The organism is Streptomyces sp. NPDC048182, assembly GCF_043202555.1.
Classification (GTDB): Bacteria; Actinomycetota; Actinomycetes; order Streptomycetales; family Streptomycetaceae; genus Streptomyces.
The window spans coordinates 23917-46847 of record NZ_JBIDAQ010000021.1; the positions used below are offsets into that span (position 1 = coordinate 23917).

Here is a 22931-nt window from a genome sequence, read left to right on the forward strand (position 1 = left end):
AGCCGGGACTCCGCTCGCACACGAGCACTCCTCGACCCGCTGCCTGGAATGATCACGATGAATGGGCACGGGCAGGGGAGAGGTGTGAGGATGTCAGCCGACGGCACAAAGCGGTCGACGAAGAGAATTCGGGTATCCGCACCCGCGGGCGTGGTGTACGCCCTGCTCGCCGACGCGGAGAACTGGCCGCTCTTCTTCTCCCCGAGCGTTCACGTGGAAACTCTGGACGCCGAGGGAGAACGCCAGCGCATGCTGATGTGGTCCCTTCTGGGCGGCCGGCTCACCTCATGGATATCGTGGCGCCGCCTCGACCCGGTGCACCACCGCATGGAGTTCCGTCAGGAACTGCCCGCCGCCCCGCTGCATTCCATGGGCGGCCTCGTCCAGATCCACGAGCGGGGCCCCGGCGCCTGCGAGATCGAGCTCGGCTACGACCTCACCACCGCGGGCCCCCCGGGCGGGCAGCGGGCGCGGGCCGAACGCGCCGTCGACCTCAACACCACCGCGCAGCTCGACGGCCTCAAGACCGTCGCCGAACGCTGGCCGCGCCTGGACGACCTCATGCTCACCTTCGAGGACTCGCTGCACGTCGACGGGCCCGCCGAACTCGTCTACGACTTCCTCTACCGGGCCGGCGACTGGCCCGAACTGGTTCCGCACATCACCCGCGTCGACCTCACCGAGGACACCCCGGGCGTCCAGCACCTGAGCACGCAGACCCGCACCGAGTACGGCACCCGCACCCTCACCTCGGTCCGGGTCTGCTTCCCGCACGCCGAACGCGTCGTCTACAAGGAGACCACCCCCTCACCACTGCTCGCGGCGCACGTCGGCGAGTGGTCCGTGGTCCCCGACGGACGGGGCGTCACCGTCACCGCCCGGCACAGCGCCCTGCTGCGCGAGGAGCACCTCGCCGCGGAACTGGGCGAGCACGCCACCCTGGCCGCCGCCCGCCGCCACGTGCGCGAGGAGATCGGCCGCAACGCCCGGGTGCTGCTCGCCCACGCCAGGACCCACGCCGAGAACGGCGTGCGCATGCTGTGAGGGCCACCGCGCCGCCCACCGCCCGCCCGCGCACCGCCGCCCGCCGCACAGCGCCGACCAGGAAAGGAGAAAGGGGGGAAGCGGGGGAGCGCACCGCTCGCAGCGAAGAGCACGCCCCCGACACACCATGACCCCTCCTGCCCCCGGCCCGCCCGCCTCCCGCACCACGGTGCACGTGAGCCTGGGCCCCGTGCCACCGCCCGCCGGCTCCCACCGCATCGAGGTCCGCGGACCCCTCGACCTCACCGCCCTGCACCAGGTCCTCGACCACCTCGCCACCGGACCCGCCCGCCCGCCCGTGCGCTGGCACCGGCCGGTGCGGCACACACCCGGCCACCACACGCTCGCGTTCAGCGCGCACGGGGACGGCGCGGCCCGCGTGGCGGGCCGCCTCGCCGACCTGCTCACCGAGGCCTGCCCCGGCGACCGCCCGCTCCTGCCCGCCCAGTGCGCGGTGCTCGCCGCCGCCGACGACCCCGCGGGCGCCGGCCACGAGGCGTGGTACGTCGACCTCGCCGCCCCCCAGGACACCGCCACCGTCCGCGAGGCGCTGCGCGCCGTCCTGGCCGTCCACCCCCAGCTGGCCTCCCGCCCCGACCCGGCGGGCGGGCACCTGGCCGCCCGCCGCGCCAGCGCACCCGGCGCCGCCCCGGCCCACGGCGACGTGCTGGCCACCGCGCGCTTCACCGACGAGGCCGCCTTCACCGCCGCCGTCGCCCGCGCCGCCCGCACCCTCGACGCCGGCGCCGGGATCCAGGTGCGGGCCGTGCTCGCCGCCGACCACCGGGGCGGGACCCGTACCGACCGGCTCGCCCTCGTCGCCCACCGCCTGGCCGTGGACACCGCCTCCTGGCACACCCTGCTCACCGACCTGACCACCGCCCTGGAAGCGGCCGCCGGCCGGCCCGTCACCCGCCCGCGCCCCTCCCACGGCACACCCCCGCCCGAAGCGCCCGAAGCGCGGGAAGGGGCGGACGGGCTGGCCGCCTGGGCCGACGCACTGCGCGCCGCGGCCCGGGACCCGGCCGAGGCACGGCACTGGAGCCGCCTGGCCCGCCCGGGAACACCGGGCACCGACACCACCGCGCCGGCGCCGCCCACTGCGGCCCGCCGCCGGCAGGCGGGCTTCACCCTGGACCGGGCGGACACCGAGCGGATCACCCGCACCCTGGGCGAGCGGCTGGCACTGACCGCCGGGCAGGTGCTGACCGGGGCGTTCGCCCTGGCCCTGGCCCGCTGGCGGCACACCACCGAGCCCGCCTTCGACGTCCACGCCGACCCCCGCGCCGACCGCCCCGCGCTGCGCCGCCTGGTGGCCCGCCTCGCCGACGTCCACCCGGTCCGCCTCCACCTCGACCCCGCCCCCGACGCGTACGGCCAGCTCACCCTCCTGGCCGGGCAGGTGGCGGCCGGCGAGGGCGGCGTGGCGGGCGGCGCCGGGTTCGGGGCCTGCCGCGAGTGGAGCCCCGACCCGCTGCTGCGCGCCGCCCTGCGCGGCCTGCCGCCCGCCACCGTCTGCCTGGCCCTGGACGCCCCCGCCCCCGCGATGCCCGCCGCCGCCCGCCCCGTGCCCGGCGCACACGGCCCCCACCCGCACCGCCTGCGGGTGCGGGTCACCCCCGCCGCCGGCCGCCTGCGCTTCGCCTTCGACTGGCACCCCGACCCGGCCCGGGGCGTCACCCGGGCCACCGTGAGCGCCCTGCGCGGCCTGCTGCGCGCCGTGCTGGCGGAACTGGCCGCCGCGGCCGGCGCCCCCGCCCCGGCGCTGGTGGCCGCCACCCCCCAGCAGGCGGCCCTCCTCGCACGCGAGCAGGCGCGGCCCGGCAGCGGCCACCACGTCGAGCAGATCGTGTGGATGTGGCACGGGCCCTTCGACCCCGCCCGCTTCCGCACCGCCTGGCAGTCGGTCCACGACTGCGAGACGGTGCTGCGCACGGCGTTCACCGCCACCGCGCCCCCGCGCCTGCTCCTGCACCACCGGACCGCCCCCGCCATCGACCGGCACACCGGGCGCGGCGACGGCCTCTCCACCTTCCTCGCCCAGGACCGCCGGCGCGGCTTCGACCTGCGCCGCCCCGGCGCGCTGCGCCTGACCGTGCTCACCACACCGGACCCGCCGGACGCCGGCCCCGCCCCGCCCACCCGGATCGTGCTCACCTACCACCGCGCCCTGCTGGACCACTGGAGCGCGGCGCTGCTGCTGCGCGCGTTCTACCGCGCCTACCTCGCCGGCGGCGCCCTGCCCGGCGGCGAACGCCGCCCCGACCTCGGCGACTACAGCCGGTGGCTCGCCGCCCAGGACCCGGCCCCCGCCCGCGCCCTGTGGGCGCGCACCGCGCCGCCGCCCGCCGCGGCCCGGTGGCCCGGCCGGGACACCGGGGCCGGCCACCCGCCCGGCCCGCCCGGCACCGGCCGGGTCCGGCTGCGCCTGAGCCGCGCGGAGACCGACCGCCTGGCACGCTGGGCGGCGAGGTGGGGCGTCACCGCGAGCAGCGTCCTGCACGCGGCCTGGGCCCTGCTGATCCACCGCGCCCGCGGCGCGCCCGGCCCGGCCCCGGTCCGCTTCGCGGTGACCGTCCCCGGGCGCGGCATCGCACTGGAGGGCGCCTTCCTGCTGCTCGGCCCCCTGCGCAACACGCTGCCGGTGTCCGTGACGGTGGACCCCGCCCGGCCCCTGGTGGACCTGCTGCGCCACCTGCGCGACCGGTCCCTGGACCTGGCGGCCTACGAGTGGCTGCCGGCCGCCCGGATCCGGTCCTGGGCGCCGCCCCCCGACACCGCCGACGCCGACACCGCCGCCGCCGGCACCGCCGACGCCGACACCGTCGTCGTCTTCGAGGACCCCCCGCACCCGGTGCGGGGCCTGGAGGCCGACCTGGCGGCCCAGGGCCTTGCGGCCCGCTTCCCGCTCACCGTGCCCGCCCGCGCGCCGGCGCCCCTCGAACTGCTCGCCCGCCACGACGACGCGGGCGCCCTGGTGCTGACCGCGGTGCACGACTGCGCGCTGCTCGACGCCGGGGCGGCCGGCGAACTCCTCGCCCAGTGCGCCCTGCTGCTGCGCCGGCTGCCCGCGCGGGCGGGACGCTCCACGACCGTCGCCCAGGCCCTCGCCCTCCTCGACGGCGCCGCCGTGCCCTACATGGCGCGTCCCGCCGCACACCCGGTCCTGGTGCCCCTGCGCCCGGCGCGCGCGCCCGGGGCGGGCGTGGTCTGCCTCGTGCCGCCGCCGGGCGCCCCGCACACCTGCTACGACCTGCTGGCCGGCGCCCACACCGGCCCCGAGGAACTGCTCGTGCCCGCCGCCGGGGCCGGCGCCGACGCGGTCGCGGCGGCCCTGGCCGCCCGGGCGGGCGGCGGCCCCCTGCTGCTGGCCGGGTTCTCCGGCGCGGGCGCCGCCGCCTGCGAACTGGCCTGGCGCCTGGCCGCCGGCGGCGCCGCCCGCCCGCCGCGGGTGGTGCTCGCCGCCGCCGGGGCGGACCCCGCGCGCCGGGCCCAGGACCTCGCCCGCGCCCTGCGCGAGCCCGCCCCGCACCGCCCCTGACCCCCCTCCCGGGGGGTCCGTCGCTGTTCGAGCCGTCTTCGTGCGCGGGCCTGCATCGTGGCCGTGGCACGGGCCACCGGGCCCTGTCCACGTTCGTGGCCCGTGCCGGGCCCGCGCTACCACTGGAGTGCCATGTCACGCCGCCTGTTCACCTCGGAGTCCGTGACCGAGGGACACCCCGACAAGATCGCCGACCGGATCAGCGACACGATCCTGGACGCGCTGCTGCGCCAGGACCCCGGCGCCCGGGTGGCCGTGGAGACCCTGATCACCACCGGTCAGGTGCACATCGCCGGCGAGGTCACCACCACCGCCTACGCGCCGATCGCGCAGCTCGTGCGCGAGGCGGTCCTCGACATCGGCTACGACTCCTCCCGCAAGGGCTTCGACGGCGCGTCCTGCGGCGTCTCCGTCTCCCTGGGCGCGCAGTCGCCCGACATCGCCCGCGGCGTCGACGCCGCCCCCGGGCGGCACACCCCGGCCGTCGGGGACGCGGGGGAGGGGGACGGCCTCGACCGGCAGGGCGCCGGCGACCAGGGCCTGATGTTCGGCTACGCCTGCGACCAGACACCGAACCTGATGCCGCTGCCCATCGAGCTGGCGCACCGCCTGGCCCGCCGCCTGAGCCAGGTCCGCAAGGACGGCACCGTCCCCTACCTGCGCCCCGACGGCAAGACCCAGGTCACCATCGAGTACGACGGGCACCGCCCGGTGCGCCTGGACACCGTCGTCGTCTCCTCCCAGCACGCCGGCGACATCGACCTGGACACGCTGCTGGCCCCCGACATCCGCGAGCACGTCGTCGAGCACGTGCTGGCCCGGCTCGCCGCCGACGGCATCAAACTGGACACCGACGGCTACCGGCTGCTGGTCAACCCCACCGGCCGCTTCGAGATCGGCGGCCCGATGGGCGACGCGGGCCTGACCGGCCGCAAGATCATCATCGACACCTACGGGGGCTACGCCCGCCACGGCGGCGGCGCCTTCTCCGGCAAGGACCCCTCCAAGGTGGACCGTTCGGCGGCCTACGCGATGCGCTGGGTCGCCAAGAACGTCGTCGCCGCACACCTCGCCTCGCGCTGCGAGGTCCAGGTCGCCTACGCGATCGGCCGGGCCGAGCCGGTGGGCCTGTTCGTCGAGACGTTCGGCACGAACACGGTCGACGAGGAGCGGATCTCCCGGGCCGTCCGGGAGGTCTTCGACCTGCGCCCGGCCGCGATCGTCCGCGACCTCGACCTGCTGCGCCCCATCTACGCGCAGACGGCCGCCTACGGGCACTTCGGCCGCGAGCTGCCCGACTTCACCTGGGAGCGCACCGACCGCGCCGACCGGCTCCGGAGCGCCGCGGGCCACTGACCCCCGCGGGCCGCTGACCCCCGCGCCCGGCCCTTCGCGGGGGCCGGGCCGGGCGCCACCGGCTCTCCACCGGTCCCCAAGCCGCCGTTGACACGCTCACCGGGACGAGAACACGGCCGCGACCGCGCGGGCGGGGGTGTGTGGCGGGGAGGGCGGGGGCGATGATGAGGCGGCTGGCGCGCGGCGCCCGGTGGCTCGTGCTGGAGCGCTGCCTGTGGCCCTTCGGGCGGTCCCTGATGTCCTTCGGCGCCATGTACATCGGCGGGGAGGCGCTGGAGGCCGCGTTCGCGCCCCGTCCCGGCTCCCGCGCGCATCTCGCGTCGCTGGGCCCGGGCGTGGGCGGGCCGCCGCCCGGGCATCCCGAACGGCTGTGCGCCGAGGTGCCGTTGTCGGAGCTGGAGCGCGCCCTGGCCGGCGAGGTGTGGCCGGCCCCGGCCCGCCCGCGCCGGCGCGAGAGCTGACCGGGCGGCCGGCCCGCCCCGTGTACCGCGGCGGCGCCGGCCGTGTCCCGGCGCCGCCGCGGCCTCTCACCACTGCACGAGGGCGAAGCTGGCGGCCATGCCGCCGCCGAACCCGGCCAGCAGGACCAGCTCGCCGGGGGTGAAGGAGCCCGCGCGGGCCGCCGCGTCCAGGGTGATGGGGATGGACGCGGCCCCGGTGTTGCCCAGGCGGTCCACCGTGCGGTGCATCGTGGCGCGGGGCAGCGGCAGTTCGGCGAAGACCTCGTCCAGCATGACGCCGTTGGCCTGGTGCGGCACGAAGTGGCTGATGTCGGCGCCCTCCACCCCGGCCTCGTGCAGGAACTCCTTGGTCAGCTGCGGCAGCTGCTCGACCACGAAGCGGCGCACCTCGCGCCCCTCCATCGCGAAGTACTGCGCGCCGGCGTCCAGGCCGGCCTGGTCCAGCGGCTGCCTGCTGCCGCCGGCGGGCACCTGGATCAGGCCCGACAGCCGGCCGAAGGAGTGCAGCGCGACGTGGCGCACCACCGGCCCGCTGGTGGCCGGGGCCAGTACCAGCGCGCCGGCGCCGTCCCCGAACAGCGGCACGGTCCTGCGGTCGGCCGGGTCGAGGATGCGCGAGTAGATGTCCGCGCCGATGACCAGGGCGTAGCCGCCGCGGCGCAGGATGACGCTGCCGACCGCGGACAGCGCGAACACGGTGCCGGAGCAGACCGCGTTGACGTCGAAGGCGGCCGTGCCCGAGGCGCCGAGGTTCTGCTGCACGTAGGCCGCCGTCGGCGGCTGCGGCCGGTCCGGGGTGGAGGTGGCGACCGCGATCACGGACAGCTGCTCGGCGGTGATGCCGGCCGCGCGCATCGCGGCCCGTGCCGCCGCCGTGGCCAGGTCGGACGTCGCCTCATGGGCGGCGGCCCAGCGGCGTTCGCGGATCGCGGTCTTGCGGGTGATCCAGGCGTCGTCGACGCCGGCCGGGCGGCCGACCTCGTCGTTGGAGACGACCCGGTCGGGCACATGGGCGCCCGTGCCGACGATCCGGACGTCCCTGATGGGGCTGCCCGGGCGGTGGATCGTGGCGTCGTCCATGCGGCTGCCCTCCCCTTCGCGTGGTGGGTGGATGCGGGCCGGGGCCGGGGGCTGCCCCCGGCCCGCGCGGGAGCGGCGGCCCCCTCTTCTTTCGACGGGGGCAGTTCTTTCGAGGGGCGGGGTCAGTTGGTCTGGTAGAGGCGCTTGTGGCCGCTGACGCCGGCCAGCCGGAAGCGGCCGGTGGTCTGCCGTTCGGTGGCGTGCTCGCCGCCGTCGGCGGGCAGGCGCCGCTCGTGCAGGTCGCGGTAGCGGGCGTAGGTGAGGGGCCGGCGCCGGGCGATGGCCTCCTGGTGCGCGCGGGTGCGCAGGTGCCCGCGGTAGCCGGCCACGACGGTCCCGGCGAAGAACTCCGCGACGCTGCCGGAGCCGTAGCTCAGGAAGCCGACCGGCCTGCCCGCCAGGTCGCCGCCCTGCTCGAGGAGGGCGGCCAGGCCCAGGTAGAGGGAGGCGGTGTAGCTGTTGCCGATGAGCGTGTTGTAGGCGGTGGTGTGGCCGATGTCGCGGGCGACGCGCTCGGGGCCGGCGTCGGCGCCGGCGTACTCGAGCAGGTGGCGGTGGGCCTTGTGGGCCATCTTCGTGAACGGCTGGTGGTAGCAGAACGCGGCGAACTCCTCCAGGGCGCGCCCGCCCTGCTCGGTGTAGTCCTTCCAGGTGCCCTCCACGGCCTGGAGGTAGGCGCCGATCGACTCCTGGCCGTCGACGAGGGCCGCGTCGCGGTAGTTGGGCCGCCAGAAGTCCATGACGTCGGCGGTGAACAGGCCGGAGGGGTCCTCGATGCGCACCAGCGCCGGGTCCTGGGAGACCAGCATGGCCACCGCGGCGGCGCCCTGGGTGGCCTCGCCGGGGCTGTCCAGGTCGTACTTGGAGACGTCGGCGGCGATGACGAGGACCTGCTGGGCGGGGTCGCGGCGGATCAGGCCGATGGCGAACTGCAGGGCGGCCGTCGCCCCGTAGCAGGCCTGCTTGAGTTCCACGACCCGGGTCGCGGAGGGCAGTCCGAGCAGCGAGTGCACCCACACGCCGGCCGACTTGGCCTGGTCGACGGAGGACTCGGTGGCGAAGACGACGGTGCGGATCCGCTCGCTGCCGTGCCGGGCGATGACGGGCGCGGCGGCCGAGGCGGCCATGGTGACGATGTCCTCGTCGGCCGCGGGCACGCTCATCGACTCCTGGCCGATGCCCCGGTGGTACTTGCCGATGTCGGTGCCGTTGTGGGCGGCCAGCGCGGTGTGCGCGAGGGCGAACTCGGCGGTCGCGAACGACAGGTCGTGGATTCCGATGGAGGGGGACATGGCTATGCACCAACCTTTGCCGTGTGGTGGTCGCGTTCCAACTCAACGTGGGCGCGCATCAGTTCGCCCGGGTTCGTCTGGGCCGCCAGCAGCGACAGCTCGCCGCACAGGACGGTGGCGGCGGCCAGGACGGCGAGCCGGCGGGCGTTCGCGCCGACCTCGCCGGCCGCCCGGCAGCCCAGCCGGTTCAGGTTCGTCTCGACGAAGCCGAGGCCCTTGCCGTTGCCGACGGTGCCCACGATCAGGTTGGGCAGGGTGCAGGCGAAGTAGAGGTCGCCGTCGCGGTCCTCGGCGACGACGACTCCCTGGGAGCCCTCGACGATGTTCGCCGCGTCCTGGCCGGTGGCCAGGTAGAAGCCGAGGAGCATGTTGGCGAAGTGGGCGTTGGCGGAGCGGATCCCGCCGGCCAGCAGGGTGCCCAGGAGGTTCTTGCGCACGTTCAGCTCGGCGACCTTGGCGGCCGTGGTGTGCAGCACGTCGCGCACCACGTCGTGGGGGACGAGGAGTTCGGCGACGACGTTCTTGCCCCGGCCCAGGATGCCGTTGACGGCGGTGGCCTTCTTGTCGGTGCAGTAGTTGCCGGAGATCGACCCGTAGGAGATGCCGGGAATCGTGCGCAGCAGGTGGGCCAGGAGCGCGTCGGAGGCGAGGGTGGCCATGTTGTGCCCGGAGGCGTCGCCGGTGGCGAACTCGAAGCGGACGAACAGCAGGTTGGCGTTGATCTCGTGGCGCACCCCCAGGAGCGACGCGAAGCGGCTGCAGCCGCGCACCACCTCGCGCAGCTCCTCGATGCGGGCCTCGATGCTGCGCGCGGCGGCCAGCGCGGTCGCCGCGTCCCTCGCCTCGACCAGCACCGAGCGGGTCATCCGCTCGTCCACCAGGGTGGCGACGATGCCCTGCTCGGCCAGCCGCGACACCTTCGCCCCGCGGCCCACCGAGGGCCACAGCGGCGACTCGTAGGTGGCCAGCGGCACCTGTGTCTCGGTGGTCGCGACGTTCCCGGTGACGCGCAGGGGGCCGACCCAGCGCATCGGGACGCCGGCGATCGCGTGCGGTTCGGTCATGGTGTGCGTCCCGTCATCTCGTGGAGGGTGTCGATGGAGCCGGCCCGCTGGGCGAGCCGGCGGGTGTCGATGCCGCGGTCGGCGCAGAAGTCGCGCAGGGACCCGCCCACCAGCACGTCGCAGTGGGCGAGGTCGGCGGGGGTGCGCGCGCCGAGCATGGTCTGCAGGGCGGCGAGCTGGTCGAGCCAGCCGGTCAGCTCCGCGACGAGCGCCTCGACGCCGCGCTCGCCGCCGTCCAGCAGGGTGCGCAGGAAGTGGCCGGAGGACCCGGCGGCCGACGCGCCCAGCGCGAGCGCGCGGGCCACGTCGAGCGGGTGGCGCACCCCGCCGGAGGCCAGCAGGGGCAGCGGCGCGTCCAGCGCGTCCAGCAGGCAGGCGGGCGTGGACTGCCCCCAGCCGTGCAGGTAGCCGTACTCGCCGCGCGCGCGCCGGCCGTTCTCGATGCGGGCGAAGTCGGTGCCGCCCCGGCCGCTGACGTCGGCGACGCGCACGCCGAGGCCGGCCAGCGCCCGGACGGTCTGCCGGCTCAGCCCGTTGCCGACCTCCTTGACGATGACGGGCACCTCCACGGCGGCGGCGATCCGCTCGATCTGCCCCGCCCACGCGCCGAAGGACCGGTCGCCCTCCGGCATGGGCGTCTCCTGCGCGGTGTTGAGGTGGATCTGCAGCGCGTCGGCCTGAAGCAGTTCCAGGGCGCGGCGCACGTCGTCCACGCGCGCGGTGGCGTTGACGTTCGCCATCACGAACCCGCCCGGGTTGTGGGTGCGCAGCACCCGGAAGGTCTCGGCGCAGGAGGGGTCCTTGAAGTAGGCGTGCATCGACCCCGAGGCGATGGCCAGGCCGCTCTCGTGGGCGGCGGTGGCCAGGTCCCGGTTGATCGCCCCGGTCTTTGCGCTGCCGCCGGTCATGGCGTTGATGTAGAGCGGCGCCCGCCAGGTGATGCCGGCGAACGTGGTGGCCAGCGACACCTCGTCGCGGTCGATGCCGGCCAGGGCGTGGTGGACGAACGCCACCTCGTCGAACGGGCTGCCCGCCTCGCGGGCGTGCTGCTGCTCCATGGCGAGCCGGACGTGGTCGTCCTTGCGCTGCGCGCTGCTCATTGCTCGGTCCTTCCCGTGGCCGGGGCCGGGGCCAGCGCCAAGGGCAGCACCCCGGCCGCCGTCCACCGCCGGTGTACGGATGCGATGTCGTGCGGGTTCTCGGACGCCAGCAGGGCGATCCCGCAGTCCCCGCCGCCGGCCCCGGAGGGCTTGGCGGCGCCCCCGGCGGCCTCGGCGGCCTCGCACAGGGCGTCCAGGGCGGGCGTGCGCAGGCCCAGGCCGACCGCCTCGTCCAGGCGGGCGAGTTCGCTGCGGGCGGTGCGGACCTGGTGCAGCAGGCCCGGCGCGTCACCCTCGTTGAGGGCGGTGACGGCGCCCCCCACGAAGGCGTCGCTGGCGCGCAGGAACCGCGCGTGCGCGGCGCCGCCGCGCCAGCCGCTCGCGTGCAGGCCGGCCACGAGCGAGGCGGTGGAGGCCGGGCTGCCGGTCCAGCCGACCTGAAGGCTCAGCCCGGCGGGCGCGGGCACGGCCCGCACCGAGAAGCCGGGCCAGGGCGCGGCCAGCGCCCCGCCCACGCCGTGGCGGCGCACCAGGGCGCGCACGTGGCGGCGGTCGGGCGCCCGGTAGGCGATCCAGCCGCCCCACGCGGCGGCGGCCAGGTCCCCGCCGGAGCCGGCGGGGTCGATCCGGGCGGCGGCGACCAGCGCGAGCCGCAGCCGCTGCGCCCGGTCCAGGGCGAGCCCGCAGTGCGCGGCGACGGCCTCGACCACCGCCACGGTCACCGCCCCGCTGGAGCCCAGGCCGATCTTGCGGCCGCCCTCGTGCAGCGTGCTGGTGACCGAGACGCTCAACGCCGGCACCGGCAGGCCGTGTTCGCGCAGCAGCGCGGCGACCGTCTCGACCGCGGCCGGCACGTGCGGCATGCGGCCGCCGGCGCCCTGAAGGCGCTGACCGTGCCAGCGGTGGCGCACCGCGCCGGGGCGCAGGTCGGTGCGCACCACGACGCCGGGCTCGCGGCCGGCGCGCACACGGACGGTGACGTACCGGTCGACGGCCACCAGGAGCGCCTGGCGGCCGGGTTCGACGACCGCGTACTCACCGGCGACGAACAGCTTGCCCGGCGCCCGCGCCACCGCCTCGCACCCGGCCACCGGGGCCACGCCGGCACCGGCCGCGGGGACGGCGGCGGCCGCGGGGACGGCGGCGGGGACGGGGGCGGGGGAGGGGCAGGCGGGGGAGGGGGTGGGGGTGGCGCTCATCGGCCGGCCCCGTCCAGCAGGCGGGCGCCGGGGCCGGGCCCGGCGACGTGCACCGCCGCGCCCGGGGCGGCCTCGCGCAGCGCGGCGGCGACCACGGCGCTGTCCGCGCGGTGGCACAGCACCTTGACGTTCGGGCCCGCGTCCATCGTCGCCCACGCCCCGACACCGCCCTGGCGCAGTGCGGCCACCCGGTCCAGGACCGTCAGCGAGGCCGGGCGGAAGTAGCGCACGGCGGGCCTCGCCGCCAGCATCGTGGCGTGCATGCCCAGCGCGTTGCGCTCCGCGATCTCGCCGGCCGCCGCCAGGTCGCCGCGGCCCAGCGCGGCCCGGATCTCCACCAGGTCCTGCCCGCTGGAGCGGGCCCACGGCTCGTACAGCGGGGAGGTGGCCACGGTGCGGCGCATGGCCTCGCGGCTGGAGAGCGCCTTGGGGCCCGCGTCGACGACGGCGACGACCAGGGCCGGCTCCAGGGAGCCGGCGACGGGGACCGGCTCGGCGAAGGAGTCGGCGTCCGCGCCCGCGTGCCACAGGGCGAAGCCGCCGAAGACGGAGCGGGAGGCCGAGCCCGAGCCGCGCCGGGCCAGCCGGGACAGCGCCCGGGCGTCCGGGGCGAGGCCGTAGGCGCCGGCCGCGGCCAGCGCCAGGGCGGCGAACCCGCTGGCGGAGGAGGCGAGCCCGGCCCCGGTGGGCCCCGCGTTGCGGGTCACCACCACCGCCCGCTCGGCGCGCCCGGCCTGCCGGCGCACCAGGTCGAGGAAGGCCGTGATGCGCCGCAGCCGCTCGCCGCCGGCAAGGCGGCCGTCGAAGACGACCGTGTCCTGGGCGGCGCCGGCGTCCACCGTCACCCGGGTGGTGGTGGGAAAGACGTCCAGGGTCATCGACAGGCTGTCGGTGCGCGGCAGGAACAGCCGCTCGTCGCTCTTGCCCCAGTACTTGATCAGCGCGATGTTCGGGTGGGCGACGGCGGTGGCGCCGGCGCGCGCCGCCGCCGCCGCGGCGGCCGGCCGGGACGCGGTGCTCGGCTCAGCCATGGCGCGCCGACCTGCGCACCGGCAGGATCCAGGTCTGCACCGCGCCGGCCTCGTGCAGGGCCCGGGTGACGTCCCGGGCCCGCTGCGGCGCGGTCAGCGCGAGCACGCAGCCGCCCAGCCCGCCACCGGTGAGCTTGGCGCCCAGCGCGCCGGCGTCCAGGGCGCCGCCGGTCATCGCCTCGATCCGCTCGGTGCTCAGCCCGGCCGCGCCGAGCAGCCGGTGATAGGCCGTCAGGCAGGGGCCGAGGGCGTGCGGCGCGCCGTCGGCCAGCGCGCGCACGCCCTGCTCGGTCAGGTCGGTGGCCCGCGCCACGAAGCGGTCCTCGGCTCCCGCCCGCCGCCCCAGACCGGTGCGCAGCAGGCCGACGGCCTCCTTGGTGCTGCCGGTCTGCCCGCTGTCGGCGACGACGAACAGGAAGTCGCCGCCGACGGCCGGCTCCCGCGCGGCGCCCGCCCGGAACAGCAGCGGCCCGCCCGCACCGACGGCCCGGGCGTCGACGCCGCTGGAACGGCCGTGGGTGATGCCCTCGGCGGCCTGCACCAGCGCGAAGACCTCGTCCTCGGACAGGCGGCGGCCGAACAGGTCGGCCAGGGCGAGGACGACGGCCCGGGCGGTGGCCGCGCTGGAGCCCAGGCCCCGGCCGGGCGGGATGGCCCCGTCGATGAGGACGTCCGCCTCGGGCCCGCCCTCCAGGCCGAGCACGGCCCGCAGCTCGGCGGCCAGCCGCCGCAGCCCCGCGGGCCCGCGCACGGCCAGACGCCGGTCGGCGGACCCGGTCAGGGTGAAGGACACGCCGCCGCTCTCGCCCGTCGCACGCGCCGACCAGCCGGCGCTCGCGGTGACCGCGAGCTGCGGCACCGGCAGGGCGAGCGCGGGCGCCCCGTAGACGACCGCGTGCTCTCCCAGCAGGATGGACTTGGCGTGGGCGCGGCCGGTGCCGACCGAACGAACCGAGGGGCTCGCCGACACTCCCGCCGCCGGGATCGGTGGAGTCAACGCACTCAGCTCCCCTTGTCGTGTGTGCGATGAGAAAGACCCGCTTTCTCGATTTCCGACGGGAGACGAGCGGAGACCGAGAGCGGGTCGAGAAAGAATCGAGAAGAATTCGAGCGGAAATCCCGCGGAGCCCGGCGGAACCCGGACCCCCTTCCCTGCAAAGGTTTTCGGGCAGGGGTGGCACACCCAGAGAGTGACACGAAAAGCCGCCCCGCGCCAAGCCTTTCAGGGAAGTGATGGGAAAACATTCGGCGAAAGACGGCGAAAGACGCACGCGCGCCGGCCCCGCACCCGTGCGGGGGTGCGGGGCCGGCGCGCGTGCGGGGGTTTCCCGTGCGGCGGTCTCAGCGCCCGCGCCGAAGAGCGAGGGCGGCGAGTTCCTCGATGTCGAACTCCGAGCGGCCCGGGCTGCCGTAGCGGGTGATCTTCCCGCGGCTCACCCACTTGCGGATGGTCGCCTCGCTGACGCCCGCGGCCAGCGCGGCCACGCTGGTGGGCACCAGCCGGTGGCGCGGGGGCCGCCTCATGCGCCGGCCCTCTCCCGCCGGCGCTGCACGAGCGGGCGCAGCGCCAGCCACTCGCCCACCTCCCAGGAGTGCCCCGCCGAGCAGGACAGCGCGCCGCCCGGGCCGCCGCCCGGCACGGCCGCCGCGATCGTCCCCGGACAGCCGTCCACGACACAGTTCCTGGCCGGCGCCGGCGCGGCGGTGCTCTCGTGGTCGATGGCCCGGTGCAGTCCGGCGGCGGCGCCCGCGACCTCGTCGGCGAAGTCGGCGGCCGGCGGCTGCGCGGTGAGCCACGCCAGATGCGCCGTCAGGAACCGGGTCAGCTCGGCCACGCCGCGGCCGGGCGGCGCGGTGCGGCGCTTCTCCGCGACCAGCTCGGCCCACGACTGAAGGACGAGGCGGATGTCGCGCCGCACGTCCAGCACGGCGATGTCCAAAGGGTCCCGGCCGCGACTGCCCGAGATCTTCGTCGGGTTGCTCCTGCGCGGTATCGCCGCCACATGGTGCAGACTCTCCCGGTGCAGTCCCGGAATCATCGACAGATGACGTTCGAGCTGCTTCATGCACGGCACGCACAGAGCGGATCCAGCGGCGGTCGGTATCTCCTCGGCATGATTTCTGGGACATGCGTGAACCTTCATTGGATCTCCAGCGACTGCTGTCATGGGAAATACCGGGGATGCGACTGCTGGAGAACGTAACGACGACTTCTTGAGTCTCGATACAGCCGTGAGCGCGCCGGGCCGCGGGCCGCCCGGCGGCCGGCGCCTTGAGCCGCTTTCCACCGCCGTCCGGCATTCTCTTGAGTGCCTGCCCCGACGGTGTCCCGAGGAAGGAGGCGCTGTGGACGGCAGGCATGCAGGCCAACGGCAAGGACGCGCCCGACTCACCGCGAAAGCCCCCGCCCCGGGCGGTGCGGCGGCCCATCTGGAGGTCGCCGTCGTCGGAGCGGGCCCCCGCGGGCTGTCGGTACTGGAACGGCTGTGCGCACAGGAGAGGAAGTCGCCGCGCTGGGACACCGTCACCGTGCACGTCGTCGACCCCGACCCGCCGGGCGCGGGACGGGTCTGGCGCGTCACGCAGTCCCGTCATCTGCTCATGAACACCGTGTCCTCGCAGGTCACGGTCTACACCGACGCCAGTGTCCGCATCGAGGGACCGCTGGAGGAGGGACCGAGCCTGTACGCGTGGGCCAAGGCGGTCGACTCCGGCACGCTGGAGGACCCGCCCGAGGAGGGCTACGGCGACGAGGTCCGCGCCGAGGCCCGCGACCTGGGCCCCGACACCTACCCCACCCGCGCCCTGTACGGCTCCTACCTGACCTGGGCCTTCCGGCGGGTCGTGCGGCACGCCCCCGCCCACCTCACGGTGCGCACCCACCCGCTGCGGGCCGCCGCCGTCCAGGACGGCACCGCCCCGGGCGGGGCGCAGACCCTCGTCCTGGAGGACGGCACCCGGCTGACCGGCCTGGCCGCGGTCGTCCTCGCCCAGGGCCACGTACCCGCCCAGCTGTCCGCGCAGGAGAGCGAGCTGGCCGACTTCGCCGCGCGCGAGGCGCTCGTCTACCTGCCCCCCGCGAACCCCGCCGACGTGGACCTCACCGGCATCCGGCCCGGCGAAGCGGTCCTGCTGCGCGGGCTCGGGCTCAACTTCTTCGACTACCTCGCCCTGTTCACCTACGGCCGCGGCGGCGTCTTCACCCGCACCGCTGGCCGGCTCGTCTACCGCCCCTCCGGGCGCGAACCGCGCCTGTACGCCGGCTCCCGGCGCGGCGTGCCCTACCAGGCGCGCGGCGAGAACGAGAAGGGCGCCCACGGCCGCCACCACCCCCGCCTGCTCACCCCCGGCTACATCGCGCGGCTGCGCGAGCGCCACCCCGGCGGCGGGGGCATCGACTTCGCGGCCGACCTGTGGCCGCTGGTGTCCAAGGAGGTGTGCGGCGTCTACTACACCGCCCTGCTCACCGCCCGCGGCCAGGCGCCCCGCACCGTCGAGGAGTTCCACGAGAGCTACCTGGCGGCCGAACCCGGCCCCGCCGAGAGCGCCCTGCTGGACGCGGCCGGCATCCCCGCCGGCGAGCGCTGGGACTGGGCGCGCGTCGCCCGCCCCTACGGCGAGCGCGGCTTCACCGGCCGGGCCGCCTTCCACGCCTGGCTGCGCCCGCACCTGGACAACGACGTGCGCCTGGCCCGCCAGGGCAACGTCTCCGGCCCCTTCAAGGCCGCCCTGGACGTCCTGCGCGACCTGCGCAACGAACTGCGCCTGGCCGTCGACCACGCCGGGCTGAGCGCCGCCTCCCACCGCGACCACCTCGACGGCTGGTACACCCCGCTCAACGCCTACCTGTCCATCGGCCCGCCCGCCTCCCGCATCGAGGAGATGGCCGCCCTCATCGACGCGGGCGTCCTGGAGGTGACCGGCCCCGGCATGCGCGTCACCGCCCGCCCCGACGACGGCGAGGCGGGCGGCGCCCGCTTCGTGGCGACGTCCAGCGAGATACCGGACGTCACGGTGCGCGCCCGCGTCCTCATCGAGGCCCGGCTGCCCGAGAGCGACCTGCGCCGCACCGCCGACCCGCTGCTGCGCGCCCTGCTGGCCGCCGGCGGCTGCCGCCCCCACCGCATCCCCGGCCAGGACGGCACCCACTACGAGACCGGCGGCCTCGCCGTGACCCGGCGGCCCTACCGCCTGCTGGACGCCGCGGGCACCGCCCATCCGCGCCGCTTCGCCTACGGGGTGCCCACCGAGTCCGTGCACTGGGTCACCGCCGCCGGCATCCGCCCCGGCGTCGGCTCGCTCACCCTGGAGGACTCCGACGCCATCGCGGCGGCCGTCCTTGCCGTGCCCGCACCGGACACCGCCCCCCGCCACCATCCGGCGGGCAGCGTGGGCGCCGAGGCGGGCGCATGAGCACACCCGACGCCCGCGACACGTCCCCCGACGACGTCGGACTGCTCTCCCCGGTGCGGGCGGGCACCGCCGTGGAGCGCGCCGTCGGCGACGGCGCCTGGCTGCAGGCGATGCTCGACGCGGAGGCGGCGCTCGCCCGCGCCCAGGCCCGCTGCGGCACGGTGCCCGCCGCCGCCGCGGCGGCCGTCACCGCCGCCGCCCGCGCCGAGCACTTCGACGCCCGCCACCTGGCACTGGCGGCCCGGGAGACCGCGAACCCGGTCGTCGCCCTGGTCGCCGCGCTCACCGCCCGGGTCGCCGCACACGCGCCGCAGGCCGCCGAGTACGTGCACCGCGGCTCCACCAGCCAGGACGTCCTCGACACCGCGGCGATGCTGGTGGCCCGCCGCGCCCGCGCCCTGATCACCGCCGACCTCCACCGCGTCGCCGACGCCCTGGCCGCCCTGGCCGCCGAGCACCGCGACACCGTGATGGCCGGCCGCACCCTCGCCCTGCACGCGGTGCCCACCACGTTCGGGCTCAAGGCGGCCGGCTGGCGGCTGCTCGTCCTCGACGCCGCCGCCCGCCTCGAACGCGTCGAACTGCCCATCTCCCTGGGCGGCGCCGCCGGCACCCTGGCCGGCTACCTCCACCACGCCGGCCCCGGCGCGGACCCCGCGGCCGTCCTGGACGACCTGGCCGCCGCCTTCGCCGACGAGACGGGACTGGCCGTGCCCGTCCTGCCCTGGCACGCGCTGCGCACCCCGCTCGCCGACCTCGCCGCCGCCCTCGCCCACACCACCGGCGCCCTCGGCAAGATCGCCGCGGACGTCCTGGTCCTGGCCCGCACCGAGATCGGCGAGGTCGCCGAACCCGCCCCGGCCGGCCGGGGCGCGTCCTCGGCGATGCCGCACAAGCGCAACCCCGTGCTCGCCACCCTGATCCGCTCGGCCGCCCTGCAGGTCCCCGCGCTCGCCGCCGTCCTGCTCGCCGCCCTGCCCACCGAGGACGAGCGCTCCGCCGGCGGCTGGCACGCCGAGTGGCAGCCGCTGCGCGAGGCGCTGCGGCTGACCGGCGGCGCCGCGCACACCGCCGTCGAACTGGCGCGGGGGCTCACCGTGGCCCCCGACCGGATGGACGCCAACCTCGCCGCCACCGGCGGGCAGCTCGCCACCGAGCGCCTCGCCGCCCACCTCGCCCCCCGCCTGGGCAAGGCCGCCGCCAAGGACCTGCTCACCGCGGCGTCCGCCACGGCCACCCGCACCGGCCGGCCCCTCGCCGACGTCCTCGCCGACGAGCCGCGCCTTCAGGGCGTGCTCGGCGCCGAGGAGACCACCGCCCTGCTCGACCCGGCCGGCTGCACCGGCGCCGCCGCCGCCCTCGTCGACCGCGCCCTGCGCCACCGGCCCCCACCCCTGCGACCCGCCCCACCCCCCTGACCCGCCCCCACTCCTACAACCCGCCCCGCCCCCCGGACCCGCCCCCCGGACCCGCCCCCCCGGACCCGCCCCCCCCGGACCCGTCCCCCCGGACCCGCCCCCCCCCGGAACCGCCCCCCCCGGAACCCCCCCCGGGGCCCCCGGGCGCTTCCGGCCCCCGTACCCGCCCGGCCCGCCCCTCCGGCTCGTCGCCCCCCGAGCCCCCCCCGGGGCGGGCCGGGCGGCTCGAATCCTCCTCGAAGCGGCCTCGAGTCCGGCTCGAAGCGGCACCCAGGACGGCCCCCCGGCCCGCCGCACGGCGCATGATGCAACCCCAACACACGTAAGGGGCGGCCAAGTTGACCCCAGACGCACGCGGCGCCCGCTCCGCGCCCGGCGGCCACGGGCACGCGGTGGTGATCGGCTCCAGCCTCGCCGGACTCACCGCGGCCCGCGCCCTGGCCGGCTTCATGGACCACGTCACCGTCGTCGAACGCGACTGGCTGCCCCGCGGACCTGGCCGCCGCCCCGGCGTGCCCCAGGCCCGCCACCCCCACCGCCTGGTCGACGACGCCCACCGCGGCCTGGAACGCCTCTTCCCCGGCATCGGCGAGGACCTGGAGCGCGCGGGAGCGCTCCGCCTGCGCCTGCCCCGGGACATGCTGCTGCTCGGCCCGGCCGGCTGGCTGCCCCGCCACGACAGCGGCCTGCTGGCCTACAGCGCCGGCCGCGACCTGCTGGACACCGTCATACGCGACCGGCTGCGCGGCGACCCCCGCGTGACGTTCCTGACCCGCCACGAGGCCGTCGGCCTCCACGGCGGCCCCCACGACAGCGTCACCGGCGTATGGGTGCGCCGCCGCGAACGCGCCGCCCCCGACGCCCCGGGCGCCCGCCGCCTGCTGAGCGCACAGTTCGTCGTGGACGCCTCCGGCCGCGCCTCCCGCGCACCCCGATGGCTCACCGAACTCGGCTACCAGACCCCCCGGCAGAGCGTGGCAAGCACCGGCACCCGCCAGGTGAGCACGCTGTACGCGCCGCCCCTCGGCCACGTCGGCGACTTCACCGGCCTGCAGATCACCCCCGCGCCCGGCGACCGGCGCAGCGCCCTGCTCACCCCCGTCGAGGGGGGCCGCTGGGCGGTGACGCTCACCACCGGCGCCGGCCAGCCGCCGCCGGCCGGCCACCGCGAACTCCTGGCCGCCGCCGCCGCACTGCGCGACCCGCTGCTGCACCGGCTCATCGCCCCCGCCACCCCGCTCGGCCCCCTCTACACCGCGCACGGCGAGAGCCGCTGGCGCCACTACGAGCAACTGCGCCGCTGGCCCGAGGGGTTCCTCGTCCTGGGCGACGCCTTCGTCGCCCTCGACCCCGCGCACGGACACGGCATGACGCTCGCCGTGCACAGCGCCCTCGTCCTGGAACACCTCCTGCACGCCCACGGCACGCCCACCGGCATCGGCTACCGCCTGCGCCGCGCCCTGGCCCACCAACTGGCCCCCGCCTGGCGCGCCCACACCCGGCCCCCCGGACGAGGACCGCGCGCCCGCTACGCCCAGCGGCTCGCCGCCGCCGCCCGCACCGACCGGCACGCGGCGGCCTGGCTGCTGCGCCGGGCCGACGGCCTCGAGCCGCCCGGCGCGCTGGGCCCGCGCACCCTGCTGGCCGCACTGCACGGCGCACCCGGCGCGGGCCCGGGCGCGCCGCCGAGCGCCACCCACGGCGCCCGGGACGCCCGGCCCCGCCCCGCCGCCCCGGCACGCACCCCCGCCCCGGGCCCGCCCACGCCCCGGCAGGCCGCCAACACCCGTTCCATCCGGGGTAGTTGACAACGCGCTCAAGAGTCACTGGAGTAGAGACTCGAGTTTCACTTGAGTGCGGTTGTTCGGCTTCGCTGAGCAGGGCTAGCGTCTTCAAGTGATCAGGGCATCGGCCCGCTTCGCGCCGCGGCAGGCCCCCCACCCGACGGCCGCTCACCGGCCCGTCAACGGTGTGCCTGTGACGGCCGAGCGGCGAAGGGGAGGGCGCGCGGGATGAGCACGACCGAGGAAGCGCCGCACGACAGCCGCAGCCGGCCGGCGCGGGGCGAACGCCTCGCCGACTGGGCGGACGGGCGGCTGGGGATCTACCACTTCCGCTTCCTGATCCGGAAGGTGTTCCCCGACCACTGGTCGTTCATGTTCGGCGAGATCGCGCTCTACAGCTTCATCGTGCTGATCCTCACCGGCATCTGGCTCACCATGTTCTTCGACCCGAGCATGTCGGAGACCGTCTACCAGGGCTCGCACACGCCGCTGCAGGGCATCCGCATGTCCCAGGCGTACGCCTCCACCCTGCACATCTCCTTCGACATCCGCGGCGGCCTGCTCATCCGGCAGCTGCACCACTGGTCGGCGCTGATCATGATCGGCGCGCTGTGCGTGCACACCCTGCGGCACTTCCTGACCGGCTCGTTCCGCAAGCCGCGCGAGGTGAACTGGCTGATCGGCTTCGTCCTGCTGGTCATCGTCACCCTGGAGGGCTTCGTCGGCTACTCGCTCCCCGACGACCTGCTCTCCGGCACCGGCCTGCGCATCGCCGAGGGCGTCACGATGGCCGTCCCGGTGGTCGGCACCTACCTGACCATGTTCCTGTTCGGCGGCGAGTTCCCCGGGCACGAGGTGATCCCCCGGTTCTACAGCATCCACATCCTGCTGCTCCCCGGCATCATCCTGGCCCTGGTCACCGTCCACCTGATCCTGGTCTTCTACCACAAGCACACCCAGTTCCGCGGCCCGGGCCGCACCGAGAAGAACGTCGTCGGGCAGCCGCTGATGCCGCAGTACACGGCCAAGGCCGGCGGGTTCTTCTTCCTCGTCTTCGGCATCCTCGCGCTGCTCGCGGGCCTCGCCCAGATCAACCCGGTGTGGACCTACGGCCCCTACCGCGCCGACCAGATCTCCCAGGGCTCCCAGCCCGACTGGTACATGGGCTTCCTCGAAGGCGCCCTGCGGGCCATGCCCGCCTGGGAGTTCGTCCTGCCGGGCGGCTACACCGTCAACATGGGCGTCCTGGTGCCGGCCGTCATCGTGCCGACCCTGATGATGGCGGTGATCGCCCTGTGGCCCTTCCTGGAGGCGTGGGTCTCCGGCGACCGCGACGAGCACCACCTCCTGGACCACCCGCGCGACCACCCCACCCGCACCGCGTTCGCCGTCGCCTTCGTCTCGCTGTACCTGGTGCTGTTCTTCGGCGGCGCCAACGACGTCCTGGCCGAGCGCTTCCACCTCTCGCTCAACCAGATCACCTGGTCGGTGCGGATCGGCATCTTCCTCGTGCCGGCGCTGGCCTACGTCATCACCCGCCGCGTCTGCCTGGGCCTGCAGCGCCGCGACCGCGACAAGCTCCTGCACGGCCGGGAGACCGGACGCATCAAGCGGCTGCCGCACGGCGAGTTCGTCGAGGTGCACGCCCCGCTGGACGAGTACCAGCGCTACACCCTGCTGGCCCGCGACATCCGCGCGGTGGCGCCCGCGCCCGCCCCGGAGGCCGACGGCGTGGCCAACCCCGACGCCCGCACCCAGCAGCTGCGCCACAAGCTCAGCCACTGGCTGTACGGCAACCAGATCGCCAAGCCGACCGCGCAGGAACTGCGCCACGTCCTGGAGCACGCCGAGGCCCCGGACGGGCACGCCCTGACAGGCGGCCACGCCGGATCCAACGGCCACGCCGGCTCCAACGGCCACGCCGGATCGAACGGGCACGCCGGCTCCGACGGGCACGCCGCCGCGGGTGGCCGGATCGCCTCCCAGCGCACCGACAGCCCCGGCGAGCGGGAGCCGGGCCACCGGCACTGACCGGGGCGCACGGCACGGGCGGGCGGCGACGGCCCGCCCGTGCCACCACCACCACCGTCGCCACCGCCGCCGTCGCCGTCGCCGTAGACACTCTGCACGCGCCGCCCGCCACGACGC

Annotated in this window: 17 protein-coding genes; 8 read left to right on the forward strand and 9 right to left on the reverse strand. The window is 76.5% G+C overall.

Annotated elements, in window-relative coordinates; genetic code table 11:
- The first annotated feature begins 90 nt into the window (after positions 1 to 90).
- From ACGFZL_RS30070 to ACGFZL_RS30085, 4 genes are all read left to right on the forward strand, one after another.
- A complete protein-coding gene (locus ACGFZL_RS30070; protein WP_355176259.1) occupies positions 91 to 1044 on the forward strand; it encodes an aromatase/cyclase in 954 nt (317 codons plus the stop codon).
- A 190-nt stretch (positions 1045 to 1234) separates the two neighbouring features.
- Positions 1235 to 4585 carry a condensation domain-containing protein gene (locus tag ACGFZL_RS30075; RefSeq protein ID WP_393696467.1) on the forward strand — a complete coding sequence of 1117 codons (3351 nt, stop codon included), beginning with the start codon at positions 1235 to 1237 and terminating at the stop codon, positions 4583 to 4585.
- Positions 4586 to 4717: 132 nt separating this feature from the next.
- Positions 4718 to 5941, forward strand: a complete 1224-nt coding sequence (metK, locus tag ACGFZL_RS30080) for a methionine adenosyltransferase (RefSeq protein ID WP_393696469.1) — start codon at positions 4718 to 4720, stop codon at positions 5939 to 5941.
- Between the two features lie 161 nt (positions 5942 to 6102).
- The gene (locus ACGFZL_RS30085; RefSeq protein ID WP_355176256.1) at positions 6103 to 6402 is read left to right on the forward strand and encodes a DUF6059 family protein; all 300 of its coding nucleotides are present in this window, start codon (positions 6103 to 6105) and stop codon (positions 6400 to 6402) included.
- 66 nt (positions 6403 to 6468) lie between these two features.
- Here ACGFZL_RS30085 and ACGFZL_RS30090 read toward each other — a convergent pair whose 3' ends face one another.
- The 9 genes from ACGFZL_RS30090 to ACGFZL_RS30130 form a co-directional block, all read right to left on the reverse strand.
- On the reverse strand, positions 6469 to 7482 hold the full coding sequence (locus tag ACGFZL_RS30090; RefSeq protein ID WP_355176255.1) for a ketoacyl-ACP synthase III: 1014 nt from the start codon (positions 7480 to 7482) through the stop codon (positions 6469 to 6471).
- Positions 7483 to 7604: 122 nt separating this feature from the next.
- The gene (locus ACGFZL_RS30095) at positions 7605 to 8774 is read right to left on the reverse strand and encodes a hydroxymethylglutaryl-CoA synthase (RefSeq protein WP_355176254.1); all 1170 of its coding nucleotides are present in this window, start codon (positions 8772 to 8774) and stop codon (positions 7605 to 7607) included.
- 2 nt (positions 8775 to 8776) lie between these two features.
- A complete protein-coding gene (locus ACGFZL_RS30100) occupies positions 8777 to 9838 on the reverse strand; it encodes a hydroxymethylglutaryl-CoA reductase (protein WP_355176253.1) in 1062 nt (353 codons plus the stop codon).
- Positions 9835 to 10938, reverse strand: coding sequence for a type 2 isopentenyl-diphosphate Delta-isomerase (gene fni / locus ACGFZL_RS30105; RefSeq protein WP_393696473.1), 1104 nt, complete (start codon positions 10936 to 10938; stop codon positions 9835 to 9837). Before fni ends, ACGFZL_RS30100 begins: the two co-directional genes overlap by 4 nt.
- Positions 10935 to 12137 (reverse strand): phosphomevalonate kinase, encoded by a 1203-nt coding sequence (locus ACGFZL_RS30110; RefSeq protein WP_393696475.1) that lies wholly within the window; start codon positions 12135 to 12137, stop codon positions 10935 to 10937. Before ACGFZL_RS30110 ends, fni begins: the two co-directional genes overlap by 4 nt.
- The gene (mvaD, locus tag ACGFZL_RS30115; protein ID WP_393696477.1) at positions 12134 to 13168 is read right to left on the reverse strand and encodes a diphosphomevalonate decarboxylase; all 1035 of its coding nucleotides are present in this window, start codon (positions 13166 to 13168) and stop codon (positions 12134 to 12136) included. The genes ACGFZL_RS30110 and mvaD overlap by 4 nt, the downstream gene beginning before the upstream one ends.
- Positions 13161 to 14165, reverse strand: a complete 1005-nt coding sequence (gene mvk, locus ACGFZL_RS30120) for a mevalonate kinase (protein WP_393696479.1) — start codon at positions 14163 to 14165, stop codon at positions 13161 to 13163. Before mvk ends, mvaD begins: the two co-directional genes overlap by 8 nt.
- Before the next feature lie 344 nt (positions 14166 to 14509).
- Positions 14510 to 14692 carry a hypothetical protein gene (locus ACGFZL_RS30125; RefSeq protein WP_355176248.1) on the reverse strand — a complete coding sequence of 61 codons (183 nt, stop codon included), beginning with the start codon at positions 14690 to 14692 and terminating at the stop codon, positions 14510 to 14512.
- The gene (locus ACGFZL_RS30130) at positions 14689 to 15234 is read right to left on the reverse strand and encodes a hypothetical protein (RefSeq protein WP_355176247.1); all 546 of its coding nucleotides are present in this window, start codon (positions 15232 to 15234) and stop codon (positions 14689 to 14691) included. The genes ACGFZL_RS30125 and ACGFZL_RS30130 overlap by 4 nt, the downstream gene beginning before the upstream one ends.
- A gap of 364 nt (positions 15235 to 15598) precedes the next feature.
- On the opposite strand from ACGFZL_RS30130, the gene ACGFZL_RS30135 reads away from it, so the two are divergent.
- The 4 genes from ACGFZL_RS30135 (at position 15599) to ACGFZL_RS30150 (ending at position 22814) form a co-directional block, all read left to right on the forward strand.
- Positions 15599 to 17581, forward strand: coding sequence for an FAD/NAD(P)-binding protein (locus ACGFZL_RS30135; protein WP_393696511.1), 1983 nt, complete (start codon positions 15599 to 15601; stop codon positions 17579 to 17581).
- The gene (gene pcaB / locus ACGFZL_RS30140) at positions 17578 to 18999 is read left to right on the forward strand and encodes a 3-carboxy-cis,cis-muconate cycloisomerase (RefSeq protein ID WP_393696482.1); all 1422 of its coding nucleotides are present in this window, start codon (positions 17578 to 17580) and stop codon (positions 18997 to 18999) included. Before ACGFZL_RS30135 ends, pcaB begins: the two co-directional genes overlap by 4 nt.
- A gap of 338 nt (positions 19000 to 19337) precedes the next feature.
- Complete coding sequence (locus ACGFZL_RS30145) at positions 19338 to 20807, forward strand: NAD(P)/FAD-dependent oxidoreductase (RefSeq protein ID WP_393696484.1); 1470 nt, start codon at positions 19338 to 19340, stop codon at positions 20805 to 20807.
- Positions 20808 to 21011: 204 nt separating this feature from the next.
- A complete protein-coding gene (locus tag ACGFZL_RS30150) occupies positions 21012 to 22814 on the forward strand; it encodes a cytochrome bc complex cytochrome b subunit (protein ID WP_393696486.1) in 1803 nt (600 codons plus the stop codon).
- The last annotated feature ends 117 nt before the right edge of the window (positions 22815 to 22931 follow it).